At 57.2% G+C, this 26622-nt stretch carries 22 protein-coding genes and 1 tRNA gene; 3 read left to right on the top strand and 20 right to left on the bottom strand.

What is annotated here, in order from left to right:
* Window positions 1-11: 11 nt before the first annotated feature.
* From HTY61_RS16950 to HTY61_RS16860, 19 genes are all read right to left on the bottom strand, one after another.
* Window positions 12-344 carry a DUF4387 domain-containing protein gene (locus tag HTY61_RS16950; RefSeq protein ID WP_175277908.1) on the bottom strand — a complete coding sequence of 111 codons (333 nt, stop codon included), beginning with the start codon at window positions 342-344 and terminating at the stop codon, window positions 12-14.
* Window positions 345-346: 2 nt separating this feature from the next.
* Window positions 347-1705 carry an acyclic terpene utilization AtuA family protein gene (locus HTY61_RS16945; protein ID WP_175277907.1) on the bottom strand — a complete coding sequence of 453 codons (1359 nt, stop codon included), beginning with the start codon at window positions 1703-1705 and terminating at the stop codon, window positions 347-349.
* Window positions 1706-1863: 158 nt separating this feature from the next.
* A complete protein-coding gene (locus HTY61_RS16940; RefSeq protein ID WP_175277906.1) occupies window positions 1864-2859 on the bottom strand; it encodes a sigma-54 interaction domain-containing protein in 996 nt (331 codons plus the stop codon).
* Window positions 2860-2897: 38 nt separating this feature from the next.
* On the bottom strand, window positions 2898-3989 hold the full coding sequence (locus HTY61_RS16935; protein WP_175277905.1) for a C45 family autoproteolytic acyltransferase/hydrolase: 1092 nt from the start codon (window positions 3987-3989) through the stop codon (window positions 2898-2900).
* A 1-nt stretch (window position 3990) separates the two neighbouring features.
* On the bottom strand, window positions 3991-5010 hold the full coding sequence (locus tag HTY61_RS16930; RefSeq protein WP_175277904.1) for an ABC transporter ATP-binding protein: 1020 nt from the start codon (window positions 5008-5010) through the stop codon (window positions 3991-3993).
* Window positions 5007-6014 (bottom strand): ABC transporter ATP-binding protein, encoded by a 1008-nt coding sequence (locus HTY61_RS16925; protein WP_175277903.1) that lies wholly within the window; start codon window positions 6012-6014, stop codon window positions 5007-5009. The genes HTY61_RS16930 and HTY61_RS16925 overlap by 4 nt, the downstream gene beginning before the upstream one ends.
* Window positions 6011-6916, bottom strand: a complete 906-nt coding sequence (locus HTY61_RS16920; protein WP_246272842.1) for an ABC transporter permease — start codon at window positions 6914-6916, stop codon at window positions 6011-6013. The genes HTY61_RS16925 and HTY61_RS16920 overlap by 4 nt, the downstream gene beginning before the upstream one ends.
* Window positions 6913-7920: an ABC transporter permease gene (locus HTY61_RS16915; RefSeq protein ID WP_175277902.1), complete on the bottom strand. Its 1008-nt coding sequence runs from the start codon at window positions 7918-7920 to the stop codon at window positions 6913-6915. The genes HTY61_RS16920 and HTY61_RS16915 overlap by 4 nt, the downstream gene beginning before the upstream one ends.
* Window positions 7921-7953: 33 nt before the next feature.
* Window positions 7954-9492, bottom strand: a complete 1539-nt coding sequence (locus HTY61_RS16910; protein ID WP_175277901.1) for an ABC transporter substrate-binding protein — start codon at window positions 9490-9492, stop codon at window positions 7954-7956.
* A gap of 752 nt (window positions 9493-10244) precedes the next feature.
* Window positions 10245-11819, bottom strand: a complete 1575-nt coding sequence (locus HTY61_RS16905; RefSeq protein ID WP_175277900.1) for an ABC transporter substrate-binding protein — start codon at window positions 11817-11819, stop codon at window positions 10245-10247.
* A 35-nt stretch (window positions 11820-11854) separates the two neighbouring features.
* Window positions 11855-12952, bottom strand: coding sequence for an S-methyl thiohydantoin desulfurase family protein (locus tag HTY61_RS16900; RefSeq protein ID WP_246272841.1), 1098 nt, complete (start codon window positions 12950-12952; stop codon window positions 11855-11857).
* Window positions 12949-14079, bottom strand: coding sequence for an S-methyl thiohydantoin desulfurase family protein (locus tag HTY61_RS16895; RefSeq protein WP_175277899.1), 1131 nt, complete (start codon window positions 14077-14079; stop codon window positions 12949-12951). The genes HTY61_RS16900 and HTY61_RS16895 overlap by 4 nt, the downstream gene beginning before the upstream one ends.
* On the bottom strand, window positions 14069-15631 hold the full coding sequence (locus tag HTY61_RS16890; RefSeq protein WP_175277898.1) for a hydantoinase/oxoprolinase N-terminal domain-containing protein: 1563 nt from the start codon (window positions 15629-15631) through the stop codon (window positions 14069-14071). The genes HTY61_RS16895 and HTY61_RS16890 overlap by 11 nt, the downstream gene beginning before the upstream one ends.
* A gap of 31 nt (window positions 15632-15662) precedes the next feature.
* Window positions 15663-17345, bottom strand: coding sequence for a nickel ABC transporter ATP-binding protein NikE (nikE, locus tag HTY61_RS16885; protein ID WP_175277897.1), 1683 nt, complete (start codon window positions 17343-17345; stop codon window positions 15663-15665).
* Window positions 17345-18220: an ABC transporter permease gene (locus tag HTY61_RS16880; protein WP_175277896.1), complete on the bottom strand. Its 876-nt coding sequence runs from the start codon at window positions 18218-18220 to the stop codon at window positions 17345-17347. The genes nikE and HTY61_RS16880 overlap by 1 nt, the downstream gene beginning before the upstream one ends.
* Entirely contained in the window at window positions 18220-19248 is a 1029-nt protein-coding gene (locus HTY61_RS16875) for an ABC transporter permease (RefSeq protein WP_175277895.1), read from the bottom strand. The genes HTY61_RS16880 and HTY61_RS16875 overlap by 1 nt, the downstream gene beginning before the upstream one ends.
* A 170-nt stretch (window positions 19249-19418) precedes the next feature.
* Window positions 19419-21335, bottom strand: coding sequence for a response regulator transcription factor (locus HTY61_RS16870; protein WP_175277894.1), 1917 nt, complete (start codon window positions 21333-21335; stop codon window positions 19419-19421).
* A gap of 125 nt (window positions 21336-21460) precedes the next feature.
* Window positions 21461-23419 carry a DUF6538 domain-containing protein gene (locus tag HTY61_RS16865; protein WP_175277893.1) on the bottom strand — a complete coding sequence of 653 codons (1959 nt, stop codon included), beginning with the start codon at window positions 23417-23419 and terminating at the stop codon, window positions 21461-21463.
* A gap of 85 nt (window positions 23420-23504) precedes the next feature.
* Window positions 23505-23594: transfer RNA gene (locus HTY61_RS16860), tRNA-Ser, on the bottom strand.
* Between the two features lie 265 nt (window positions 23595-23859).
* Between HTY61_RS16860 and HTY61_RS16855 the strand changes: the two genes are divergently transcribed.
* From HTY61_RS16855 to HTY61_RS16845, 3 genes are all read left to right on the top strand, one after another.
* The gene (locus tag HTY61_RS16855) at window positions 23860-24510 is read left to right on the top strand and encodes a 50S ribosomal protein L21 (protein ID WP_175277892.1); all 651 of its coding nucleotides are present in this window, start codon (window positions 23860-23862) and stop codon (window positions 24508-24510) included.
* 87 nt (window positions 24511-24597) lie between these two features.
* Complete coding sequence (gene rpmA, locus HTY61_RS16850) at window positions 24598-24867, top strand: 50S ribosomal protein L27 (RefSeq protein WP_175277891.1); 270 nt, start codon at window positions 24598-24600, stop codon at window positions 24865-24867.
* A gap of 131 nt (window positions 24868-24998) precedes the next feature.
* The gene (locus HTY61_RS16845) at window positions 24999-25607 is read left to right on the top strand and encodes a GNAT family N-acetyltransferase (protein WP_246272840.1); all 609 of its coding nucleotides are present in this window, start codon (window positions 24999-25001) and stop codon (window positions 25605-25607) included.
* Window positions 25608-25752: 145 nt separating this feature from the next.
* Here HTY61_RS16845 and HTY61_RS16840 read toward each other — a convergent pair whose 3' ends face one another.
* Window positions 25753-26577, bottom strand: a complete 825-nt coding sequence (locus HTY61_RS16840; protein WP_175277890.1) for an endonuclease/exonuclease/phosphatase family protein — start codon at window positions 26575-26577, stop codon at window positions 25753-25755.
* Between the last annotated feature and the right edge of the window lie 45 nt (window positions 26578-26622).

Raw genomic sequence — 26622 nt, 5'->3', positions numbered from 1 at the left:
AACAACTCGATCTACACAGTGAGATCCACTTCAATATCAAGGAAGGGCGCATATTGCTGGGCCCCGAAGATATCTGGATCGCCTGCGTAGCCACTCGGCCGAAGCCGTTTGATCGTGAATTTGATCGCATTGGCAGGATCAAACATCACGAAATCGGTAATTCTCGAAGGATCGATTCCGAGTACCTCGCTGACGCGTTCGCGGGTCAGCGCCTTGGCGCGCTTCACCAGCTCATAGGTTTCCTTTTCGCGGAAAATGATATCGAAGGTGATCTTGTCGGTACCGGCATTTTTGGATCGGATTGTCTTTGCGAGATCCGACAATTTTCTGGTTTCGTTTTTCATGTTCAACCAACCATCTCGGAGTGTGTCGGGAAAAGTTCGAGCGGATTATCCACGGCCATCGTATGGTTGATGGTCCACCGATATGCGGGGCTTGCGGGCATGACCTCATCAAGCGGGAAGGCGACACCGCCCGCGGTCCCCTTGACGTCGGCAAGACGGGCATAGAACAACTGCCGCGTCCCCGTAATCGTCAGCTCTTCCGCCAGTTCGCGCGTCGGTGCGACGCCCTGCACCAGGATGCAGACTTCGTGCGCCGGCTTATCCTTGAACGGCTCCATGTCACCCATAACGCCGTTACGGCCAAAAACATTATAGTGAAGTTCCCAGCCAGTCTTGCCGAATCTCTCCCGCGCCTGTTCACGCGCCCAATCAATGACCTTGTCGACATTCGCGATCGTGTAGGGGTCGCGTATTGCAGCAATGCCGACAAAGCGCTCACCGACCCTGCCTGACCCTTCCAACTTGACCCGAAATTCTTGGGCAGGATCGAAGCGCATTCCGGTCACCCGGGTGGTCTTTGCCGATACCTGTTCGTAGTTGCAGTTGGCCATGTCCAGCCTACCGCCGGCGACGAATTCCTCGAACGGGTTAGAGCGTTCGTACATGGCGTGTCCGGCAACTGAAGCCACCGTGCAGGACTGCGCGGGGCTCATCGCCGTAACTTCAACATAGTCGGGCGTGATCTCGCCGAGTACGGTTTCCTTACCCCCGTAAGGTTCCGCACAGAACGAGGCACATTCGAGAACCTTGCCGAGATAGTAGGCTTGCGCCTCAGGAAAGCCCTCGTGGAGAGCCGCCGCAGCAAAAATTGCACTATCGGATGAACGACCGCCGATGATCACATCACAGCCTTCCGCAAGAAGCTTCCGGTATGGATGCACACCGGCCAACGCAACAATTCGGCTGGTAGCGTCAAGTTCAGCTTCGTCGAGGTCCGGTCGTCCATCAAGGCCGGCGATTGCTGAGCCGCCACGGATTTTGCTGCGTACCAGATCCTTGTCGACTTCAGAGTAGAACCAGCCGAGCCTGAACGCCGGCAAATCGTGCTTTCGTGCCAGATCGCGGATGATCTGAACGTACATGTCGACGCGACTGTTCGACCCGGTATCGCCGGCCGACCCTATTATCATCGGCTTGTTGATACGTCGTGCAGCCAGAAGCATGACTTCGAGGTCGTGTTCCTGCCAAGCACGCGGACTGGCACATGTGTCACTGCCAAGCGGCACCGGGCCAATATCATCGCTGCCGGAATCGGCTGCGATGTAATCCACACCGGCATCGACACCGATCCGGAAACTCTCCGTCTTCAATGGCGCGAAGCCGAGATGCCCGTTCGGACATATTACTCTTAACGATTGCATGAATGCTTCTCCGACCTCAGATTGTTTCAGGCGCAGAGATGCATGCGATGTGCCAACAACGATCTAGCCGCTAAGGCTTTGTTCTGAAAGGAAACATTCTCCGGTGTGGATGCCGTCACTCAATTCGCGCGCTGAAATCGCGCAGACGGGCGTGTATTTCACGCACTCATCATGCCGAGCTTGATCATCTGGTGGCGGAGCGCATGGCGGCTGATCTTTAGCCGTGCCGCAGTATCCTTCAAATTGTTGCGCGAAGCGGCCAATGCCTGCTCGATCAGGCGGCGCTGGTATTTCTCGGTCGCGGCATGAAATCCGAGCTCGAAATCGACGTCGTCACCGTCCTTAACCAAGGCTGGCGATACGGAGGAACTGCACGCACGAACTGTGCGGATGATCCGATCCGGCAAATGGTGCGGAAGCACAATATCATCGTCTTCCAGGATGAAAATGCGTTCCAGAAGATTTTCCAGTTCCCGGACATTGCCTGGCCATGGATATTTCAGGAAAATATCGGCGGTCTCGTCGGCCAACCCAACGATATTGCGGCCATAGCGTTTGTTGTATTTCGAGATAAAGTAGTCTGACAACGTCAACACATCGCGGCCACGATCCTTCAATGCCGGGATGTTGATGGCTACAACCTGCAACCTATAATAAAGATCCTCCCGGAAGTTCCCGGCCAGAACCTCAGACAGCAGAACCTTGTTAGTGGCCGCGATAAATCGCACATCGACCGAAGTTGACTTGACTGCCCCGACACGGCGAAATTCATGCGTGTCCAGCAGGCTGAGCAATTTTGCCTGCAACATCGGTTCCAGTTCGCGGATTTCATCCAGAAAAATGGTACCGTGATTGGCCGCCTCAAGAAGGCCTACCTTGCGTTCCACGGCACCGGTAAATGCACCTTTCTCATGGCCAAACAGCTCCGATTCCAGCAGGCTAGATGGGATCGCGGCACAATTCACGTCAACAAACTGCTTGGCAGCACGCTTCGATAGCCGGTGAAGCATACGCGCCACCATCCCCTTGCCTGTACCGGTCGGACCATAGATCAAAACGGTTTGTGCCGGACTTTTGGCTACACGTTTGATCAAGGCGCGCAAAGCATCAATCGAGGGATGATCACCAATCAGGTCGTCTTGATAGCCCGCCATTCCTATTCCTGGTCAACGCTCGGTCTCGGCCAAATGGATCACAAGGCGTAACGCTTCCAGTTGCCGAGGCACGGATTGCCTTCATGAAAATATAGACACCGTTCACTCCAGGAATAAACCGCCGAAGAAATTGTCTGCGAGCCGTCGTCGCAGGCATGCTGACAGATCGGCGCGGATTGCGGCGCGTCTTCCTCATGGCGAGCCAGCACCGTCATGAGGTTTGCAACCGTCAAAGCCATACTTGGAAGCACATGGTCCAGATAGTCGAGCCGCTTGCGCGAATTCGCCAAGTTCCTATCGTCTTCCGCGTTGAGCGTCTCAGAACACAAATCGTTGGAAATGAAATGGTTGGTCCGCCGCGCTATAACGCCTCGCTCCACGGCCACAGCATTCGCACCAAGTTCGATCGCCGCAACCGCACCGGTATGATCGGCGATCACGAGGGTCCCACCACCCGCATGCTGCACCGAACGAATGAACGCAACAGCCTCGTCCACGTTGCTACACGTCGCCAGTATCCGGTTCATCAGGAAATAGCGCAACCAGCCAACGCGATGTGCGCGAACCCCCACCTGAGTATCTGCCAGCAACAGGCCAGATGCGTTCATGCCACTGGAGTAAGCGCACGGACTGCCGAGACTTCCGACGGCAACAATGGCACCGCTCGAGATATCAGGGCCGGAATGCCGAAACACTTTCTGAATTCCGAGGTGCGCACCTGAGAAATCCCGGTTTTTTGCCACCAGCGGTCCGTCCGCCGTGTCGCCGACGGCAACCGCGCTACAGCCGTCCCCGTCAAGCACGGCACCTTGGGCGATGTCTCTAAGCATGCCAAGGTGAAGATGCGCAAACAGGTCATCGAAAGCGATACCGAACCCGTCGGCGATACCGCTTAACTCCGCCATCGAATGGGGGTCATGTTCCTCCGCAAACTGTTTTTGCGCGGCGAGATAAATCCGAGCGCGGTCATCAATGAGGCCGTCGGCGCGCGCCTGCTCTACGCGGCCAACTGTCGCGCTTACAACCTGATCCCTATTTGCACCCGACGCGGCCGCCTGCCGCGCACCGCGCAGCCATGCGTCGCCATCCATGACGATTGGCTGACCATCCGCCACTCCTGATACAGACATGTCAAACCTTCTCCAACACGGAAACAGCTTCGCGAGCGCGATGACATGCGACGCGATGATCGGGCTCGAGCATCTCGGTCACCGGTGTCTCTTGGCTGCAACGTTTTATTGCCAACGGACAGCGTGTGTGAAACTTGCAGCCTGACGGCGGATTAAGTGGTGTCGGTAGGTCGCCGGTTAGCCGTACGCGTTTGAGTTTGCCCGGTGCATCGACTTCCGGAACGGCCGACATCAGACTCTGCGTATACGGATGGCGCGGCCGTGTCAGCACGGATTCCACCGGCCCCAATTCCACGATCTCGCCAAGGTACATGACTGCCACGCGACTCGACAAGTAACCGATAACGGAGATGTCATGCGATATGAAAACATAGGTAAGTCCCATATCCCGCTTCAGGTCGAGGAGAAGCTGTATGATCTGAGCCTGGATGGACACATCCAGTGCAGAGACAGGCTCATCACAGATTATAAACTCCGGATTGCTGACCAAAGCCCGTGCAATGCCGATGCGCTGACGCTGCCCACCGGAAAACTGGTGAGGATACCGATCGAGGTGGCTAGATTTCAGGCCAACCTTCTCCAGCATCTCGACAACGAGCTCGCGTTCTTGCGAACGATTCGTGACAATCCGGTGCAGGGATAGGGGCAAGCCAACTATCTCGGCAACGGTGCGGCGCGGATTGAGCGAGGCATAGGGATCTTGAAAGATAATTTGCATACGCCGACGCAACACTTTCAAATCATCGGCACCAAGCGCGGTTACTTCCGTGCCATCAAACCGAACCTTGCCCGATGTCGGCTCATGTAGACGCAGGATCGATCGGCCCAGAGTGGATTTGCCGCAACCGCTTTCGCCAATCAGGCCCAAAATTTCCCCACGTTCGACCGAGAACGACACGTCATTCACTGCTCTCACAGTCGGAGGCACAGCACCGGTGATACGGTCCAAAAGAGTAGAACGGCCAAGATATGTCTTGCTCAGTTTCTCGACCTGAAGAAGAGGAACAGTTTCGCGTTTCATGCTGCCTGCTCCCTTGTGACCTTGACGCAGCGGGTTTGCCGGTCCGTGCCTGTGTCCTGCATTCCAATAGGTCGAAGGCAGTTCTCCATGCGTTCACCGCATCGCGAATAGAAACGGCATTGCGGCGGCAGGCCGACCAGATCAGGCACTTGCCCCTCAATCGGACGGATCGGCTGGCCGCGCAGCGACAGGCGCGGGATCGAACCGAGCAGTCCCTTGGTGTAAGGATGCTGCGGCCCGCGGATCACGGCCTCCGTCGGGCCTTCCTCCACGACCTGACCAGCATACATCACCATTACTCGGTCGCAGTGTTCAGCCACGACACCGAGATCATGCGTTATCAGCACTACACTCATTCCAAGCTTGGCCCGAAGATCCGAAATCAGTTCCAGAACTTGTGCCTGGATAGTCACATCCAATGCAGTAGTCGGCTCATCCGCGATCAACAGCTTGGGTCTCGAGGCCAGTGCGATGGCGATCATTATGCGCTGACGCATGCCACCGGAAAATTCATGCGGATACTGGTCGAGCCTGTCGCCGGCCGACGGAATACCGACAAGACCGAGCATCTCGATTGACCTCTCGCGAATAGCACGCCTGCGCTCCGCGCGTCCGGATGGCAACGACTCGTCATGGGCAACCAGCATCTCGGCGAGCTGTTCGCCCACTGTTAGAGCGGGATTGAGGGCCGTCAGCGCGTCCTGCATCGTCATGGCAATGTCGCGGCCACGTATGGCGCGCATCTGTCGAGCGGACAATGCCCGCAGGTCGCGCCCATCGAAATGGATCGTACCCGCATCAATTCGTCCCGGCGATCGCACCAGTCCCATGACCGAAGAAAAGGTGACACTTTTGCCCGACCCCGATTCTCCGACAACGCCAACGCATTCGCCCCGCCGAACCGTGACATCCACGCCATCGACTGCGCACACCATGCCATCGCGCGTATCGAAGACCGTACGCAAACCGGTCACCTCCAAAAGAATGTCGTTTCTGGTATTCATTCGTGGAACCTCGGGTCGAACGCGTCTCGCAGGCCCTGACTGGCGACATTAATCGCAAGCACCAGCACGAGGATGGCAATTCCGGGGAATGTCGAAACCCACCAGGCATCGAGAATGAAGGCTCGACCATCCGAGACCATCGACCCCCAGGATGCGGTCGGCGGCTGAACGCCAAGGCCAAGAAATGACAGGCTTGCCTCCAGGATGATGACGTGCGCCATGCGAATGGTAGAGACAACAATGACAGGCGACAGAATATTGGGCAGAATTTCGCGAGCCATGATATGGCCAGACGAAGCCCCTATTGCGCGCGCAGCCTCTACGTATTCGAGATCACGAGTTGCCAGCGTTTCCCCACGGACGACGCGGCAAGGTATGACCCACTCCTTGTAGGCCAATGCCAAGACGATGTTGATCAAGCCAGGTCCCATCATCGCCATCAGGCCGATCGCGAAAATCAGGTAGGGGAAACCAAGAAGAATGTCGACCAAACGGGAAATCGCAACATCGATCCAGCCGCGGAAATAACCCGCAGCCAGCCCGGCGACGATACCAATGGTGGTAGCCACCGTTATCACCGCCACACCAATGAATATCGATATACGACTGCCGTAGATGATACGGGAGAGGATATCACGCCCCAGCGCATCACAGCCCAGCACGTAGGACCAGTCCCCTCCCTCGTGCCAAGCCGGTGGCTGCAACCGTCGGAATAGATCGGTTTCGTTCGGATCGTGCGGCGCGATCAACGGCGCGAATACTGCCATAGCAACGAACACCAGCACAATTGTCGCACTAGCCATGGCCAGTTTGTTGGCGGCAAAGCTATTGAGATTACGACGAAAGATCGAGATGCCGGCCTCGGCAGGCACCGCAACGGCGTCGGAAAGAACAGCGCTCACAGCTCTACCCTCGGATTCAGTACGGTATAGAGAATGTCGGCAAGGAAATTCAGCAACACATAGGTCACTGCGTAAAATAGCACTGCAGCCTGCACGAGCGGATAGTTACGAAGGAAGATGCTTTCCACGACGAGGCGGCCGAGGCCAGGCCAACCAAACACCGTTTCCACGATCATGTTGCCGCCAAGAAGAGAACCGGTCTCGATCGCCGCAACGGAAACCGTCGGTATCAACGCGTTTTTCAGAGCGTGCCGGAACAGGATACGATTACGGTTGAGCCCCTTTGCCTCGGCAAAAGTGATATAATCCTGACGCATCACCTCCAACATCGAGGTACGCGTGACGCGCATAAGGATCGCGGTCATAGGCAAGCCTAGTGTAACGGCCGGCAGGATTATATGCGACAGCGCATCAAGAAAGGCATCGAAGCGGCCGCGCAACAAGCTATCAAGCAGGAGCATATGCGTGATCGGCTCCACCTCGCTTTCGAAGCCCACACGGCCGGACACCGGCAACAAGTGCAGATGCACCGAAAACAGCATCAATAACAGGATACCAAACCAGAATCCCGGCAATGAGACGCCAAGCAACGACCCCACAGTAGCCAGCTTGTCAAAGATAGAATTTTTGCGAATCGCCGCCAAAACGCCGAGAGGAATAGCGGTGGCGAGCGCTATGATCAGCGCTACAAGGCTAAGTTCAATTGTTGCCGGGAGCCGTTCAGCGATCACGTCGATCACCGGACGACGATGGAAGAAGCTTAGCCCGAAGTCACCTTGAAGGGCATTGCCGACAAAAATGAAGAAGCGCTGGAAAACCGGCTTGTCCAGTCCGAGATCGCGGCGCAACGCAGCTTCGCCTTCCTCGGTGATATTCTGGTCGCCTATCATGATCTCGACGGGATCGCCCGGGGTAAGTGTCATCATAAGAAAGACGATGACGCTCACCCCGGCAAGGACGGGAATGAGATGCAAAAGCCTCTCAACGAGCTTTCCCGGCGTCATTACATTCCCTCCTTGTCGGTCCTCATGGGCTGGCTAGTCAACGCAGGCGTCATGCAGGTTGATGCGGCTATCCGCACTTGGACGCCATCCCTTCAGACGCTTGGAAACACCGTAAATGTCCTGAGGCACCCAGAGGTAGACATACGGGACATCGGCTGCGGCTAGCGCTTCGGCTTCGCGGTAAATCTCGGCGCGCTTGGCTCGGTCGGTTTCGGTAACGGCAGCATCAAGTAACGCGTCAAGATCCGGATTGGAGTATCCGGCAGAGTTGCCGCGATCATCGGTGCGATGCGTCGGGTTGAAGATGCCGTATGGATCAAGCGAACCGTTGCCCCAGGACGTGAAATACATGTCACCGGATTTGGGCCCGCCCTTGGTGCGCCACTTGCTGTTGAGTTGACCACCCTCACCAACGGCAACGGTTGTTCGGATACCAGCCTTTGTCAGCAATGACGCAATCGCCTCAGCGGTATCCTTGAAGGCGCCGGTAACATCGAGTGTTACATCGATTCCGTCCGGATAGCCGGCCTCGGCGAGCAACATCTTCGACGTCTCGGGATCGTAATCGATACCCTGCAATTCCTTGTTCTTGCCGAAAGCATCAGGCGAGAGAATGCCGGAGATAGAAACAGCGTTTCCACCGAGGATCCTGTCGATGATCAAGTTCTTATCAATCGCGTGCGCCACCGCTTGGCGAACCCTGATGTCCTTGAACAGCTCGTTTTCCATGTTCATCGCAATGAAAAACGAGCGCGTGCCATTCACGGTTACGACATCGGTATCCGGATTGTTCTTAACCTGCGCAATGGAATGCGGCGGCAACTCATTGATGAGATCGACATCGCCGGCCAGCAGCGCCGCTACCCGCGAAGCAGATTCGGGAATGATCTTGAAGATTGCGCGGTCAACACAGGCCTTGCCGACCGGCTCGATGTCAGCGGCACCGCCGTAATAGTCGTCGAAGCGCTCCATGATGATGGAGTCGCCCGTACGCCATTCGACCAGCTTGAACGGGCCGGTACCATTGACTTGGGTAGCCATGCCCTCCGTTCCAACTCTCTCGACAAAGGACTTCGAAACCATCTCCTGAAAAGGCAGCATCGCAGGCAGCAACGGCCACGGTGCCTCAAGATTGAAACGTACCGTCCGATCATCGACGACATCAACGGATTGCAACGGACCAAGCAAGCTCTTGCGCGGACTGGTCTGGCCATCGCCCATTCCACCTTCCTGGATCAGCCTGTCGAAGGTAAATTTTATGTCTTCTGTCGTCAGGGGCGAGCCATCGTGAAACTTGACCCCGTCGCGCAGCTTGAATTCGTAAACCGTTGGCGAAATCTGCGTGAACGATTCAGCAAGCTCGGGCACGATATTCATAGAGGGATCACGAGTCAGTAGCCCGTCATACATGTTCCGAATAATCGTTTCCGTTTCTCGGTTTCGATGGTTGGCCGGATCCAATGTATCGGCGTCTTGCGTGAAGCCGACTCGAACTTCCGATGCTTGTGCCACAGGCAAGCTAACGGATAGGGCGGTTGCTGATGCGAAAAGAACGCGCCTGAACTTGGTCATATCATAGTCTCCCTTTTGAGCTCCCCACCGGCAGCCGCATCGACCCTCCTGCAGCGAGACCGGATAGTTTCGAGGAAGCAAACGTCATGCCATTTTGCAGACAGATCTATTTGGGTATGTTTTTCCTTTGAAATCAGGTGCTTCTAGTGCTCGCCCAGAAACACGTACGAAACCACTACCTTCAATGCGCGTGTGATTCACACATATGAGTTATTTTCACGCATGCCTTTAGCTTTCAGTTCATGAGCCTTGATTTCATCGCAAGCCGCCTACCTATGTTGCCTGCCCCTATAGACTCGATACACCATAGGTCAGCAGCCGATCTGTCCGGAAAACCGGACCCACTTCACCCACAAAATGAACGGCCCGCAATTTCTTGATCGCATGGTTGACGGCGGGCTCACAAAGAACGCGGGAACCACTGTGCAGATGGCCCCGTTTCCGGCGCGGAAAAGTTTTCGAAGGCGGCAGAACGAGAACAAGACTAGACCCGAACCGCGGGCCCACGCCGACGCGAAGACGGGCTTTCATTCACCCGGCGACTTCACGGTCGGTTTCCCAGAATGATCAAACAAGCCCCCCCCCCGCCGTCTCCGGCAGGGGGGCAGCCTTTGGATCGCCACTGAACATTCATTTGGCCGCAACCAAAGATGGTTACGCTATACATGCCAAACGACATTCGGAAGTTCTGAGGCGTTCACTCTCCTTTGCGAGCAAACGCCTCATTCTAGATGGACGTCAATTGCGACGGCTCAGTTTTCGCAGTCCCACCAATACCGCGAAAAGTCAGTATCCCAACTTTGCATAGGAACCCATGTGTAGCCTTGCAGGCACTCGTTGGCAGCGAACCTTTTCCTTTGTGTCAGAAGGAAAACATCGGACTGCATGTCATTAAGCTTCTGCTGAATATCCTTGTAAGTCGCATTGCGTTCGGCCGGATCGGTCTGAGTGCGCGATTTGTCGATCAGCATATCGATCTCTGGATTCATCGTCCAAGCCATGGAAGACCAAGTACCCTTGGCTTCCGAATGATATTGCACATAGAACACCGCATCCGGCGAGGGATAGGTTGGACCGTAGAAGACTTCTGTAACCGCCGGGGTAGTCTCTGCCTTGGAAGCCAGTTCTGTGATACGGTTCCACGGCTCGGGCCGGAGATCGACCGAGAAGCCGATGCTTTCCAGATTGGCCTTCATCAACAGGCCGATTTCCTCTTCGAAAGCAGTCTTGGCAACATATACGAAGCTAAGCGGTATTGGTTCTTGGCCGGCATATTTCGACTTTGCGACCTCGGCCTTTGCTGCTTCGAGATCATATCTCGGTGCCGGCAGGGCATTAAGATGAGCATCGGCAAAAACAGGCGCCAACGGCCCTTTAAGCTCGCCTCCGGGATATATCTCGTTCCTGATCGTCTCGTAGTCAGTGGCCAGCGCGATAGCGCGACGAATGTGAACGTCATCGGTCGGCGCTATCTGATTGTTGAGCTTCAAGTAGAAATTGGTTGCCGTTTCCGCCGAGATAATCTTGTAGCCATCCATTTTTGAGATCGCATCATATGTCTCGTTGGCTTGGTACTGCGACGACATGCCAAGCTCGCCCTTGGTGGCGAGCGCCTTTACGGTCGCCTCGTCGCGAGTAACAACAAAGCGCAACTCGTCTATCGGCTTCGCTTGTGGCCAGCCGCCATGATAGTCGCTATAGCGCTTCATCACCATCTGCGCCCCGCGCGTCCAGCTATCAAGCATGTATGCGCCGGCACCGGCGGAATGGTCGGCGAGATAGGATTCCCCCCACTCGTCTTCGCCCTGTGCCGTCACCAAGTCCGAATTGACGACCAGGATCAAAGGGGTATTGGAAATGAACGGTGCATAAACCCTGTTGAGGGTGATCTGCACCGTGCGGTCATCGATGGCCTTGACTGCTTCGGGATCTATCAAATCGTTGAACAGATAGGACGGACCTTCGTTGATAGCGAGCAGACGCTGCATCGTGTAAACGACGTCCTTCGCCTCAACTGGGCTGCCGTCCTGGAATGTAGCGTCCTTCTTGAGATAAAAGGTGTAAGTCAAGTTGTCGTCCGAGACCTCCCAGCTCTCGGCCAACTGCGGAACGACATTACCCTTGCCATCGACCGTGGTCAGGCCGTCATAGAGATTTACCGCTCCCATGTATTCGGTGTAGTCATTGATTTTCGCTGGGTCGATCGTGCCAAAGATCTGTACCGTATTGACTACGAGCGAGACCTTTTCCTGGGCACTGGCTGACAGCGGCATCAGGCTTGTGCCAGCCAGTGCGGCGGCAAGGGTTAGCGGCAGCAATCCTCTCATGACGATCTCCTTTAGTTGGCATCTTCCGAATATGTTCAGGTAACTGCTTCGATACTTTCGACAGGGACAAATGCTTGGTCGTAGCCGAAGTAGCCGGGGCCCACGAGACCGAGTCCTGCCTCGGTCCGCCATTGCGGATCGCTGGGCACCCCGACAAATGACACGGCAAGGCCGAAGCGAAGCTGTTCCGTCGTGACGGGAAGCCCCCCGTCGGCATCGAGCGCACAGATCAGATCAGGGGTTGTCGCGAGCGTATTGCCGGCATCGTCACGTGCAATGAGGAACTCGTTCTGGAACTCGACAGAGAATGTATGCCCGACGTCGGCATCCATGCCTTTCAAGGTTGCCTTGCCGCGCGCAAAGCCCCCAGTGGTACGCCGCTCGATATCCACAACCCGGCCAGTGAACAACCGTCGGCCTCCAAGTCGAGCCGTCAGCGCTTCCACGGGGTTGCGATGAGCTTTGCGCTCGGCCTCGATCGTCTCGCCAACCTCTCTGACGAATGAAAGCGTATTGCGCAGAATGCCCTTTTTCATTTGTGCGCCGCTCATCGGGTACAATGCCACGAGGGCAGCGCCTCCCATTTCCACCGTCTGTGCTCGAGCAATCCGTTCGGTCCACTGGTTGGAAATGGTATTGATGACAGAAGAGTTGCCCTTTTCATCTGCGATGACCATCGGCGTCGCGGCGATTCCGTGCATGGTAAAACTGACCATTTGCAGTTCCGGAAATGCGCGCCCCATTCCATCGCCATCGACAAGCGGCAAACCTGTCGCGGCGGCAACAGCAAACGGAATTGTTGAATTGAGCCCGCCAGCCTCGATGCAGATTAAAGCATCCGCTTTGCGCCCGAGAAATGTCTCGAGCTGCCTGAGCGCTTCGTTTGCCTCGTCGCCGCGCGGCAATTTCTCCACCATCACCGTCGGGGCTCCCATCATCGCGACGGGGACGCACAGTGCGTCGTCGGAGACATCCCCAACATCAATGACATCTACCGGGCCATGTTCCGCAATTGCCGCCTTCGCCATAAGCTTGCCGATATGCGGGTCGCCGCCACCGCCTGTTCCTAGGAACGCACCGCCCAGCGCAATCGCATCCATTTCCCCGGCCGATACCGTGAACTTCGTCATCATTCGTCCCCTGCCCTCTGATTCCGAACCACGTCGGCACCGAACGGTCGGTACACGATGTCGTCAAATCCAAAGCCCCTGGGGCCGATCACTTCGAGAGCCTCGGACGTGCGGAGCAACGGATGACAAGGCACGGCCAAAACCGCCACTCGCTGTCCGTAGCGCAACATTTCGGTGGTGATTGCTTCGCCGCCATCAATATCGAGGATAATGATCAAGTCTGGCACAACTACCTCCACCTGACCATCACGCTTGAAAACCAGATTCTCGTTCTGAATCAGCACCGATCCGGTTTCACCCTGATACGCATCGAAACCCTCGATAATCGCTTCACCAGTTACGAAACCACCTCGCAGATGCCGCTTGAGATCGACAATCTTGCCCGTGTGAATGAGTTTACCCTGTTCCATTTCGCAGATCGCGGCGATCGGATCCGCATGGTTGCGGCGCGCTTCCATCACGGCGCGTCCAAGTGCCACAGCCCGAGTATAGGAATTCGGCACGGCAAAGCGTTTGAGAAATGCGCCCGACATCGGCGCGCTGGCCAGGGTGGATGCTCCCCCCTGCGCAATCACGCAGGCACGAGCCATCCGTTCATGCCATTTCTCCGATATTGCATGGTCGAAGATGACTACATTGCCGTGCGGATCGCACATCACGCTTGGAGTCGAGCGATGTCCGTAGATTGAATAGGTGGACATCTGCATTTCGGGAAACGCGCGCCCCATACCGTCACAATCGACCACGGGGATTCCGGCCAGCGACGCTACGATCAGTGGCTCCATGGCATTCTGTCCGCCGATCTCTTCGCATGCTATGGCGTCGGCCTTGAAACCCAACCGTTCCTCGAGGGCGCGCACGCAGCGCAAGCCCTCTCGCCCTTCCTTTATGCGCTCAAACGAGACCAGCGGCGCACCGATACCGCCAAGCGAAACCACCTTTGCATCATCAGGCAGCGCTTGCAGGGAAACAACGCGCAGCTTGTGGCCGTCGCGCAATGCCTGCCGGGCACGCAGCTTTCCAATATAGGGGTTACCTCCACCTCCGGTTCCGAGGATGGCTGCGCCGATTTCCAACGCCAGAATATCATCCTCGGTCAACGTCCAGCACCGTTCAGGCCTAGTGAGCATTCACGCCTCCCATTTCTCCCACGACCTTTACGTGGATACGGGTTGCGTTGCCGGGCAGATAGGCAAGCGGCACATCCTCACGTTCAATGACCTCGATTGTATCGATGTTGGCACCAGCCCGGACAGCGTTACGTGTAGCCTCCTCCTGTGCCTGCCGCAGACATTCTTCCCGGCTGAGGCCATTGTCGAGGGCATAAATGCGATCAATCTCACCACTGATCTGGGCAATCGCTGCACCGACCGCGTTGGCAACTGAAAAGTGGTCGGGGCGCAACACCTCAAGTTCACCGAGTTTCGAGGGCATCAGTATGGAGCCACCACCCACGGCAATTACTGGCACCGGTTCCGGCGAGATGCGGCTACGTTCCACCGCAGCCTCGAGCATTCGAGTCATTTCTGCACGCGCAGCTTCCGCCACCGCGCGATCGATACGCTCGGCTTTCGCGACATCGCCGACTTCGGCATCGCCCAAGGCGACTGCGATATCCGTCGCAGTCAGCGTAGCTCCGCCAAATACCAACGCCTCTTGAGCAATGCGATAGCCGACCGATTGCGGCCCTACCTTGACCATGCCATCGCGGTTCTGCTGCACCAGCGAGCCGCCACCCAACCCTACCGAGAAAACGTCCGGCATTCGGAAATTGGTGCGCACGCCTCCGATATCGACCACTGTTGCGGCCTGGCGCGGAAATCCCTGCTGCAACGCTCCGACATCCGTGGTCGTGCCACCAATGTCCACAACAACTCCGTTCTTGATGCCAGTAAGGAATGCCGCTCCGCGCATTGAGTTTGTCGGACCAGATGCGAATGTCAGCACCGGAAACCGCTTGACGGTTTCGGCATCCATCAGCGTTCCGTCATTCTGCGTAATGTAGAACGGACATTGTAGTCCGGTTGTCTTCAGGGCTCGTGCAAATGCATCAACCGTGTGTTCGCTCAAGGCTAGAAGGCTAGCGTTCATGATCGCCGCGCTCTCGCGTTCGAGCAGTCCGATACGGCCGATATCGCTTGAAAGGACTACTGACAGGTCGGGAATCTTGCGCTGCAACCGCTCACATGCTGCAACCTCCATGTCGCGGTTGATGGGGCTGAATACCGACGTGATCGCCGCTGCCTTGACCTTCTTCTCGCGGATATCATCAGCGATACGATCGAGCTCATCTTCATCAAGTGCCGCAATCGGTCTGCCGTCGAATTCGTAGCCACCCGTCACCATGTATCCCAAGTCGCCCGTGGCCTTGCGTAGATCATCCGGCCAATCCACCATCGGTGGCAAACATGCCGTAGCCGGCAGGCCAAGCCGGATCGCAGCAACAGGGCTTATATGTCTGCGCTCGATAACCGCGTTGGTGAAATGCGTAGTACCAATCATGACATTGGATATCTTGGCGCGGTCGACACCGGCCTTGTCGAGTACCTGCTCCAACGCCTCAAGCACGCCCGAGGTCACGTCTTCAGTCGTCGCTGCCTTGACACCAGCCAGGACTTCGCGATCACGAATGATCACGGCATCGGTATTGGTTCCCCCGACGTCTATTCCCAAGCGATACACAGAGCTCTCCTTTTTCAACATTCGTCGGTAGTTAAGCGACCGCGTCGACAAGGAATTGCCGCCGCTGTTCTGGCGTAACGACCGGCTTCATTTTCTCTTCCTCATCAGCCATCACCGGAACGGCCGAAATAAGCGCACGAGTGTACGGATGCTGAGGTGCGTCAAACACGGCGCGGGGCACCCCTTCCTCAACGATCTCACCACGGAACATGATTGCTATCCGGCTGCAGAAATTGCGCATGAGCGAGAGATCATGCGAGATGAAGAGATAAGTAAGACCAAGTTCATCACGCAGCCGCTGCAAAAGCGCGATGACATTCTTCTGCACTGAAACGTCTAGTGCTGAGGTCGGCTCGTCGAGCACAATTATTTTTGGATTGGCAGCAAGTGCCCGGGCTATTGCTACGCGCTGTTTCTGGCCGCCGGACAGTTCATGGGGATATTTCGACGCATAGCTGGCCGCCAGATCCACCTGCTCGAGCAATTCATGTATCCGTGCTTCCATCCGCGACCGCTCGAATCCGGCGAAACGCAACGGGACCGACAGTGTCTGCCCGACCGTGCGTTTCGGGTTCAGCGAAGTCCCAGGGTTTTGGTAGACGATCTGGGCCAATCGTCGGAAAGCGGCATTGCGCGTCCGTCCTGCCATCACCGCACCATCGACGGTGATCTCTCCCGCACTAGGTGCAATAAGCCCCATAATCATACGCGCGACTGTGGTTTTGCCTGAGCCGGACTCGCCGGCAAGCCCAAATATCTCGCCGCGTCGGATCGACAAGTTGACATTGCGCACAGCCTTGTGGCTGACCCCGCGACCGATCAACCGAGGCTCATGAAAGGTTTTTGATACACTCGACAGCGTGACTATTGGGTCACTCTGCATTTCAGGCTGATCGACGACGCGCGGACCATACAGCGGCGGAATCGCGTCTACGAGTTGGCGCGTATATGTTTCACGCGGTGCAGTGAACAGCCTGCGGAGAGGCGCATGCTCGACGATTTCACCCCGACGCATGACATAAACGTCATCGGCCATCTGACGCACCACACCAAGATTGTGCGTAATCATCAGCAGCGACAGACCATTTTCGGCGACAAGACGGTTGATCAGCTTCATGATCTCGTCCTGTGTCGTCACGTCCAGCGCCGTACCCGGCTCATCGGCAATCAACAGCTTGGGTTGATGAAGCAGCGCAAGCGCAATCAGCACACGCTGCCTCATGCCGCCGGAAAGCTGTGCCGGATAGGAGGCACAGACACGAGCCGGATCGGAAAGCTGGACCTGGCGCAGTACTTCATGAATACGCGCCGTACGTTCGGCCCGGTTGCTGCCACGCCCCAACCTAAGGTCAGCAAAGCGCATGACATCATCAAGGTGCCGCCCTATCCGGAACACCGGATTGAACGACGACAACGGGTCTTGCATGATGATCGAGAAGGCAGTCCCCTTCAAAGCATTTCGCTCTGCGGCAGGCAGCGCGAGCACATTGCGCCCTTCGAAAGTTATCGCACCGCCATCCACTTCGGCATTGGCTGGCAAAGTTCCAAGGATCGCCTTGGCTGTAACCGACTTGCCAGAACCGGTCTCACCGATTAGCGACACGCGACCGCCTTCAGGAATAGTCAGTGCCACGTCCTTGAGCACGTGAGTTCGATGGCCGTAGGTGCGGAAGGAAACGTTGAGGTTCAAAATATCCAGCAATGGGCGCGTCATCATGCCTCCACATCAAACATGTCGCGCAAGCCGTCGCCGAGCAGGTTGAAACCGAGCGTGGCGTAAAAGATGGCGAAGCCCGGAGCGAGAACCTCCCACCACATTTCCGGCAGGAATTGACGACCGTCGGCAACCATTGTCCCCAAATCTGGGGTTGGTGGCTTCACTCCCAGGCCCAAGAAGGAAAGTGTCGCGCCAAACAGGATCACGAATGCTGCGTCCAACGTGGTCTTGACCGAAATCACCGAGACACAATTGGGTAGTATCTCTCGCGTGAGAATGTGCCAGTCACTAGCACCCGCAAGCTTGGCTGCCTCTATGAAGTCCTCTGCAGCAACAGATTTGGAAACGCGATAAATTAGCCGGGCGTGCCAGGTCCACCACAAGAGGGTGATTGCAAGCATTGCGTTGACGAGATTGGGCTCAAGCACGTTGCCAATGGCTAAGGCCATGACAAGCGGCGGAATTGCCAGCATGACATTTGTGAAGCCGGTGATAAGCCGCTCGACAGCACCAGTAAAATAACCCGCCAAAAGGCCCAACGCCGCTCCAATCGGCACGGCAATACCCAACACACCAATGACCAACAGGAGAGAAATCCGAAACCCGAAAATGACCCGGGTAAGGATATCGCGGCCGACCTTGTCGGTACCGAGAAGATTGGCCCATTCGGGCGAAGCGTGGCGATGCTTGAAATCGACCACCGACCCGACATGGTCCGGATATGGTACGATCAGTGGCGCGAACAACGCCAAGAGGACCACTGACAGCACCATGATACCGCCGACCACTGCGGATCGATTCCGAGTGAAGCGATACCATGCCATGTAACGGACCGACATCGCTTTCTGAGGCGGGGCAAGGACGTCCGACATTATCGGGCCTCCCTGAAGCGCATCCGCGGGTCGATAACCATCAAGACAAGATCGATCGCCAGGTTCGCGACAATAAAGAACATGCCCGAAACAAGAACTACGGCCATGACCGCGTTGATATCCTTCTGCAGGATCGCCTCGAGCCCGTAGGAGGCGAACCCTCCCCACGCAAAAACCATCTCGACGACAAAGGCATTCCCGATCAACGAAGCGAACTCAAGGCCCATAATGGTCAGCGGTGCAATCGATGAAAGCTTCAGCAGGTAGCGAAAGACGATCACGCGATCGGGCACGCCGAACGACTGTAACGTGAGCACGTGATCGCGCCGTTGATGTTCGATCATCGAAGAGCGCGTAATCCGCGTTACCTGCCCTATGCCGGCCATTGCCAGTGCCAACGCAGGAAACGCGATGTGCTGCAATGCGTTGACGAAGATGTCGCCACGACCATGTACCAACGAGTCGACAAGCAGCAGTCCGGTAGGACCATCGGGAAGGGAGAAGGCGTGGTCAACCCGCCCCAACAACGGCCACCCTGGAATGAAGTTGGCGGCTATCAGTTGAAGGAGGATCGCGAACAGGAAACTCGGCATCGTGACACCGACGATCGAGAAGAAGCGACCACAATTGTCGATCCACGTGTTCCGATAGCGTGCGGTCATCACGCCAAGCGGAACCGAGATGACAATTATGAGAAGTAGAGTAACGACCACCAGTTCCAAGGTCGCTGGCAAAAGCTCCGCGATCTCTCGCATGACGGGCTTCCCAGAGATCAGCGAATGCCCGAGATCGCCTCGCAATGCGCCGGCAACATAATTCACATATTGCACAATAATCGGGTCATCGAGCCCCATCTGTTCGCGCATTGCTTCCACTTGGGCCTGCGTCGCGCTTGGACCGAGTGCAATTCGCGCCGGATCACCCGGCACGACACGGGCAAGCAGAAAGATCAACAGCGACAGAACGAGCATTACACCGACAAAACCGATCGCCCGCCGAAACAGGATGTCGAACGAACCGATATGCATCCAGTTCCTCCTAGGCCTTCCGGTTGCGCTTTCAGGCTGCACTGAAGCGACGTGCATCTCGCAAAAAGTTAGAAGCCGGCGGCTGCTAGGGACAAGGCGCCAGAAGTATAGCTTTTTGACAAATGGGTATAGGTTTTATGCGATCATAACAGACTGCAGCGAACGTTACGCTACGCTACCCAGCCAAGCGCTTTAGCTGTGGCAACCGCTTCGGCGCGACGCCGACAACCAATCTTGCGGTATATGTTTGACACGTGAAATTTGACCGTCACTTCGGCCAAGCCAAGTTGACGAGCGATATGCTTGTTCGTTCGACCTTCGGCGACGAGATAGAGGACCTTAATTTCCTGCCTGGTAAGCCCTGCCTTGCGCGGACCTTCAGATACGGGGCTGTCGAGTACTCTCAGTTTCCGAATGACCTTACGAGCATCACCTGATGCAAGAACGAATTCGCGAATGCGCTCGTTCTCGAGAAGCTTCTTGAGCATGTCCGCTTCCTCGACCAATTGCATAATGGCCCCAAGGCGCCCGCTTGCCTCCAACGCCTTCAAAAGCGATGCGCGCGCAGTACTGACGTCGCGATTAACCCGCGCCAGATGCGCCATCCATACTTGCAAGGTGATCGCTTGCCGGGCAGTCAAATGATTATTCTTCAGCAATTCACTCAACTGATCACGAAGGATCAGACGAGTCGGAATCTCCCAGATGAGATGGCGCAGCCACGCCATGACCAAGGCAATTTCCTGCGGATCGGCAAGTCGAGAGAGAGTCTCGACCGCACTTTCCACCCAGGTGCGGTTTATGCGCGATTTCACAGCGGCCAAGAGATCGGTGGCCTCCTGCCACCGATTGCCCGTCTGCAGGATAGCAGCCTCTCGTAAGGTAATCACCAATCGGAAACGATTGGAACGCCACTCTTGGACCCGCCATCTGTCGAGATAGACGCGCGCAGCAGCTACAGCGATATGGCGACTGAGAGCTTGCCCACCATAATTGATGGCAAGTTCGGCTACGGTGGGCCAAAGTTCACCATATGCGAAACCATCGAATTCTTCGTTCAGAAAATGGACGAGCGCCTCGATATCGCCCTGCTCGTAATGGATCACTGCATTGACAAGCCCGATGAGCCGTTCGTCCGACTTCGTTTCGAAAGGCACCTTGGCGAGCTTGGTATTGGCCTCACCAGCATGCTCTGCGGCCGCAGGTAGCTCGCCACGCATCAGGTTAAGTATAGACAAGTATAGATCGATGTAAAAGCCCAGGAGGTGAGCATTTGCCTGCTCGTAGTGGAAACGCGCGCGCTGGGCGATTTCCATCGCGGCATCGAGTTCACGCTTGCGCACCTGAACCTCAAGCATGGCATTGTAGAAACTGCCTCGCTGCAGATGATCATCCAGTGGTACTTGACCAAGCAAGTCAAACAGCTTCTCGCACATGGCATCCGAAATGGGCGTGTCCTCGTACATTGCCATCAAGAATCGGAACAGGCAGAGGTCGAGTGAAAAACTCTGCGGGCGCGACAACAGGTGTCGGAGATCGTTCGCCTCGGGCCCGAACCGCTCGGCCATCAGATAACGTGCCCGGCTGACATTGCCGGATTTGAGGGCATGCATCGATCGAGCGAACACAAGGAGAGGCTCCTTTGTCCGCATGCCCTCGGGAAAACGCCGGAGCACTCTGGAACACGCATCAAGGCCATGAAAGTGCATGAAGAACACTCCACCTCCCTCACGAAACAAGCGCAATGCTTCCTCATTTTCTCCACGCGCCTGAGCCGCAAATATCCGTTCGATCAATGCTGTACTGCCCCCCACATGTCGCACAGCATTGCCAGCCAGCCCCCCACGTTCGATCGCCTCGGCGAAAAGCTTGGCCAGGTCGGGACGCTCAAAACGAACCATACCGGACCCATTGTCTTGACGAAGCGTATTGGGAAAACGCGAAAGCAATTCGGCCAGTGGCTTGGCTTCAAGCAGCGTAGCTGGGACACCAGATGGCGTGCTGGCAATCCGGGCCAAGACCCGATGTTCTTCTTCTGAGACCCCGGCCAAAACGTCCAAGACCAGTGAACTTTCCGGTGAATTCATACCACTCTCAACGCAACTCATTGCAGATAACACAGAATTTGAGCCTTTGAACCGCACCGGGATTACCGAAGCGAACCGCTTGCGTTTAGCGATTTATTCCCGAGAGAAGTTACCTACCACCATGACTATCTTCTCTTCCTGCCCTTGGCCCTCTTCTTCCGCGCCATCTTCTCGAAATCCAGTCCACGGAACACCGAGTAGTCGATCTCGGGGTTGAGCGGCAGGCGCACCATCTCCCGCGCCCGGGTTTCGCTGATCGCCTTGAAACCGTAATTGTCGTGCTCATCAGTGCCGACCGTGTGGCCCGCCTGCATCCGCCGATCGCGCGGATCGATCTTCGCGTCGCGCATGTCCTCGATGTTTCCTGCACGCAGCGAATGGAAGACCTCGCGCCGCCCCTTCTCGATCCCGGCCCTGAGGAACAGGCGCTGCATGTAGGACGACGCGCTCTTGCTCGGGTCCTTCAGTTTCATGAGCTCGGCAAACAGGAACCTGTCGCCCTGCGCTCTCGCCCATTCGATGAAGCCGATCTCTTCGAGGAAGCCATGCAGGACGAAGAAGCCCGTGCTGGCATCCGTCTTGAACGGCACGCGCTTCCAGACACCATTCTGCTTGACGATGCCGTCCGTCTCCGCGACCCAGACGCCCGGATATTTCTCGCGAATGTCGTTGCCCGTCAGGTGGACCAGAAGACCGAGCCTGCGGCCCGTCAGGTGCCCCAGCAAGGGCAGCATGGCCTCGTCGAGCAGCCCGCTCTCCACGCCCGTACGGAAGATCGACGAGATCGCCGCGGCACTAAGCGGCTGGGACGATTTCGGGCGCGCGGCCGTGCGCGGATAGTGAAGCCGGACCTTGTCGAACGGATTCCTGAAATCATGCTCCTGCGCGCCGTGGGAAACGACAGTCCGGACGATCCACACATAGCCGTTCTTCAGCGAACTCAGCGAAATCGGTTTCAGGTGAAGATCCCGGTTGTCCTCAATGATCTCGCGCGCGCTCTTGCCTTCCGGGCGCTTGTTGTTGTCGCCCGGCCAGAACTGCAGCAGCCGCACATAGGCCTGCAGGTCCCCGGCCTTGTAGGTATCGATCGGATGATCGCCGATCAGCTCGGCAAACAGCGCCGCCCTGCGCCGCGCCGTGCGGATGTCCTTGCTGTTCTCGCCCGCCTGGACGGCCCAGGACGCGAAATAGGCTTCCGCGACCTCGCTGAAACGCGGAAGGCGAGATGCAGGCCTCGGCACGAAACGACGGTCTTCGTCGAACGGGTCCGTTTCCGACTTCGCGGGCGCATTGTCAGTGGCTGGCACAACCGTCGAGGCGTGATCGGAAACACTCGTGGTTTCCATGTCATTACCGCCCAGCGAGTACAGCTTTCCGGCATCCGGAACCGATGGCGCACTGACGGGCTCCGGCTGCCATTCAAACTGCCTCGGAAAACTTTTCCGCGGCCCGGCGGCATCGGTTTCCTGTTTCCGTGACACTGTCGTCATCAGCCTGTCGGCATGGCGTTGCGCGATCAGGTCGGCATTCTCCCTGACGATCGGGTTGCCGTCCCCGCCCCTGGCGATCTCGCGCCCGAGCTCCACCAGGCCTTTCCAAGCCTTTGAGCGAACCTCTTCCTCCGGCGTCATCGGGGCAACGGGCTGCGAGACAACCGCACGCGCCATTTCGAACGCGCCCTTCATTTCGATGGCCGCGTCCCGGCCCTCCGGTGTGAGATAAAAAGGCAGTTCCGATCCGCCTTCGTCAGCCTTGTCCTTTTCGATATCCCTTTCGTCCATCCGTCTTGCCCGCAAACGTTCGAAGCACGCCCGGGCTTCGGCCGCCAGCAGGTCGGCCATGTAGCGCGCCCGGCGCGCCGGGCAGGCGCCGAGGCTTACTCTCAGTGGCGGCGTGCCGCGCCCGCCTCCGAGATCCTTCGGTATCCTGATCTGGAAAATGTAAACGGAACCTGAGCGCACGAGGTAAGGACCGGGGCCCCGGCCCGCACGACGGCGCGATTTGCCGTCGTCGGCCTCCTTGCGCGATACACCAAGCGATACACGGGACGATACACCGCGCGATACACCGACATCTCCTGCCATGGCAAAATGCTCCCGAAACGGGCGGCAGGGCCTGAAATCGACCGAAAATGCGGGATTCCGTGATGACGGAGAGTGCAAAAGCAGATGGCGGAGAGGGAGGGATTCGAACCCCCGATAGAGTTGCCCCTATACCGCATTTCGAGTGCGGCGCTTTCAACCACTCAGCCACCTCTCCGTGACTGCCTTTGCGGGCGGGCCGCTGCATAACCGCCAATGGCGACGAAAACAAGCCTCTTGCTGTCGAAATGCTTGACTTTTCGCATGTCACCCATCATAGGGGTGCCGCTGGCGCGGGGAAATCCGCGCCGCTTTGTTTTGTGTCCGGCTTTGTCCGGGCGCAAAATCGAAACGAAACCGTCACGACTGACCAAAAAGACGGCCTGCCTTTCCGTGGAAGCGGCAATGGGGCAAGAGCCGGACCGAACACGGAAGGAAGAAAGATGTTCGCAGTCATCAAGACCGGTGGCAAGCAGTACCGCGTAGCCGCCGACGACATCCTGAAGATCGAGAAGGTCGACGGCAATGCCGGTGACATTGTCGAGTTCAACGAGGTACTCATGGTCGGCGAAGGCGCCGACGCCACCATTGGCGCACCCTTCGTCGAAGGCGCTCTGGTGACGGCGGAAGTCGTCGAACAGGGCCGTGCGCGCAAGGTTATCGCCTTCAAGAAGCGCCGTCGCCAGAATTCCAAGCGCACCCGCGGCCATCGCCAGCATCTGACGACAGTCCGCATTTCCGAGATCCTGACGGGTGGCGCGAAACCGTCGAAGAAGGCTGCCGCCAAGAAGCCGACGCCGAAAGAGGCGCCGAAGGCCGAGACAAAGAAGGCGGAAGCGCCCAAACCCGCCAAGAAGGAAGAGTCTACCGCCGCCCTGTTTGCCGCGCCCGAGGGCGAGGCGGACAAGCTGACCGAAATCAAGGGTATCGGCCCGGTGGCCGAGAAGCAACTCAACGAGCAGGGCATCACGACCTTCGCCCAGATTGCGAAGCTGACCGCCGCCGAGATTAAGAAGATCGACGAGCACATGCCGTTCAGCGCCGACCAGATCAAGGACTGGAAGGAACAGGCCAAGGAACTGGCCAAGAAGTAACAATCGTGTCGGCGGGGTTGCAAGAATGCCCCCTTGCCACCATAAGGACTGAAAACGCGCAAATCCGAGCGCGGCAGGAGAAAGAGAATGGCACACAAGAAAGCTGGCGGTTCGTCGCGCAACGGTCGCGAATCGGAATCCAAACGTCTTGGCGTGAAGAAATTCGGCGGCGAGAATGTCGTTGCCGGCAACATCATCGTGCGTCAGCGCGGCACCAGATGGCACCCCGGCACCAATGTCGGCATGGGCAAGGATCACACGCTTTTTGCGCTCACCGATGGTGCCGTGGAGTTCAGGGCCAAGGCAAACGGCCGAACCTACGTATCGGTGATGCCGAAACAGGAAGCAGCGGAGTAAGCCGGAGCCGCGAAATTCAAGTCCGGTGTCTCGTACCCCGGATTTTGCAATAGTCAGGCTTGAAGGGAGATGGGACACCACCATCTCCCTTTTTTGTTGGAAGAAGCAAGTTTGTTTGAAGGGACAAGGCTATGATCGACACGACGACAGACACCGCATTGTCTCGTCAGACGGACATGGGCTACGACACGCCCGTCCTGCTCACGGAACGTCTGGTCCTGCGCCCGCCGCATGAGGACGACGTGGAGGAACTGGCGAAGATCGCCAACAATCGGCAGATCGCCGAAATGACTTCGCGCATGCCGTTTCCCTACCGGCTGAGCGACGCCGAGGCATTTGTCGGCAGCTGCCTGCGGGGTGAGCATGACGGCTATGTCTACGCCATCACCCTGGCAGACACCGGCCATTTGATCGGCTTCTGCGGCCTCGAAAAACGCACCCGCTCCGCCGGTTTTGAAATCGGCTTCTGGCTGGGCGAGGACTATTGGGGAGCAGGCTACGCGACCGAGGCGGCCAACGCGTTGGTCGACCAGGCATTCCGTTCAACCGATGCCGAGCAGATCCACGCTGTCTGCCGGACGGTCAATCCACGCTCGCGTAATGTCATTCGCAAGTGCGGCTTCACATTTGTCGGCAAGGACGAGATCGACAGTGTCGCCGCCGGACGTGTGCCGGTTGAACGCTACACGCTGAGCCGTCCCGCCTGGCTGGAACGCAAGACGGAACGCAGACGCGGTTGAACCGTCCCACAACCATCGAGGACTTCGCCGGCGCGCGACACCGCCGGCGAAGTCGAATCGAGTTTGACCGAAGGCCGGACATTCGCCGATATCGCGACGACGCGACCAAGAAGGCGGCTCGGCAGCGATATTGTAGCCGCCAAGTTCAGATGTTGATCTGCATCCATACGGGCATGTGGTCGGAGCCTTCCGCGCTCCTGTCCACCCGGACATTGCCTATGCGTTCGGCCAGTGCGGGGGTGGCAAATCCGTAATCGAGGCGCTTGTTCGGCTTCCGTTTCTCCGGGTCCGTCCAGCTCCAGCCCGAATCGGCAGCCGTCGCGTCGACCAGGGTTCCGTTCTCGGCCAGCATGTCGCGATATTCCGCGAGATCGGGCTCAAAGTTGAAGTCGCCGAGAAGCAGGAAGTCCTCTGCACGTGGCAATTCGGGAAAGCCGTATTCGCCGAGTCCGGTAACCGCCATGCCCGTACGGGGTGCCGAGAACGCGATGTCCTTCAGGGCCGCGATCTGGCTGATCCGCTCGTCCGGATCGATGTGGTCGAGATGAATCGAGTAGAACCGGAAAGGGCCGGCAGGGGTTTCGATCAGCGCCTCGAGTGCTCCGCGCTGCAGGTTGAGCGATGCCATGCGCGACGATCGCGGCAGAAGGAGCCCCCGTGCGGACAGGATCGGCCAGCGAGAAACAATCATGTTACCGAACTGGAACCGGCTCTGAATCGCCTTGCCGTTTTCGACCCGGCTACCGAAATCGATGTCGGCGGGCATGTGGCAGACGGTGAACCTGTCGGGCAAAAGTTCCCCGATTTCGGCAACCATGTCGCGTCCACCATTGCGCATGAAGCCGCGCGTCACCTCCTGGAAAGCGATGATGTCGGCATCCCTGACCGCGTCCACGATACGTTCCAGATTGTAGGAACCGTCCAACCCGATCCCGAACTGGATATTGTAGGTGGCGACCCTGACTGTCATTGACCGTACCCCGAATTCATCCTCGCGCTTTTCCCCGCGATGCGG

The organism is Oricola thermophila, from assembly GCF_013358405.1.
GTDB classification, from domain to species: Bacteria; Pseudomonadota; Alphaproteobacteria; order Rhizobiales; family Rhizobiaceae; genus Oricola; species Oricola thermophila.
This window is presented reverse-complemented; position numbering and strand designations above follow the sequence as displayed.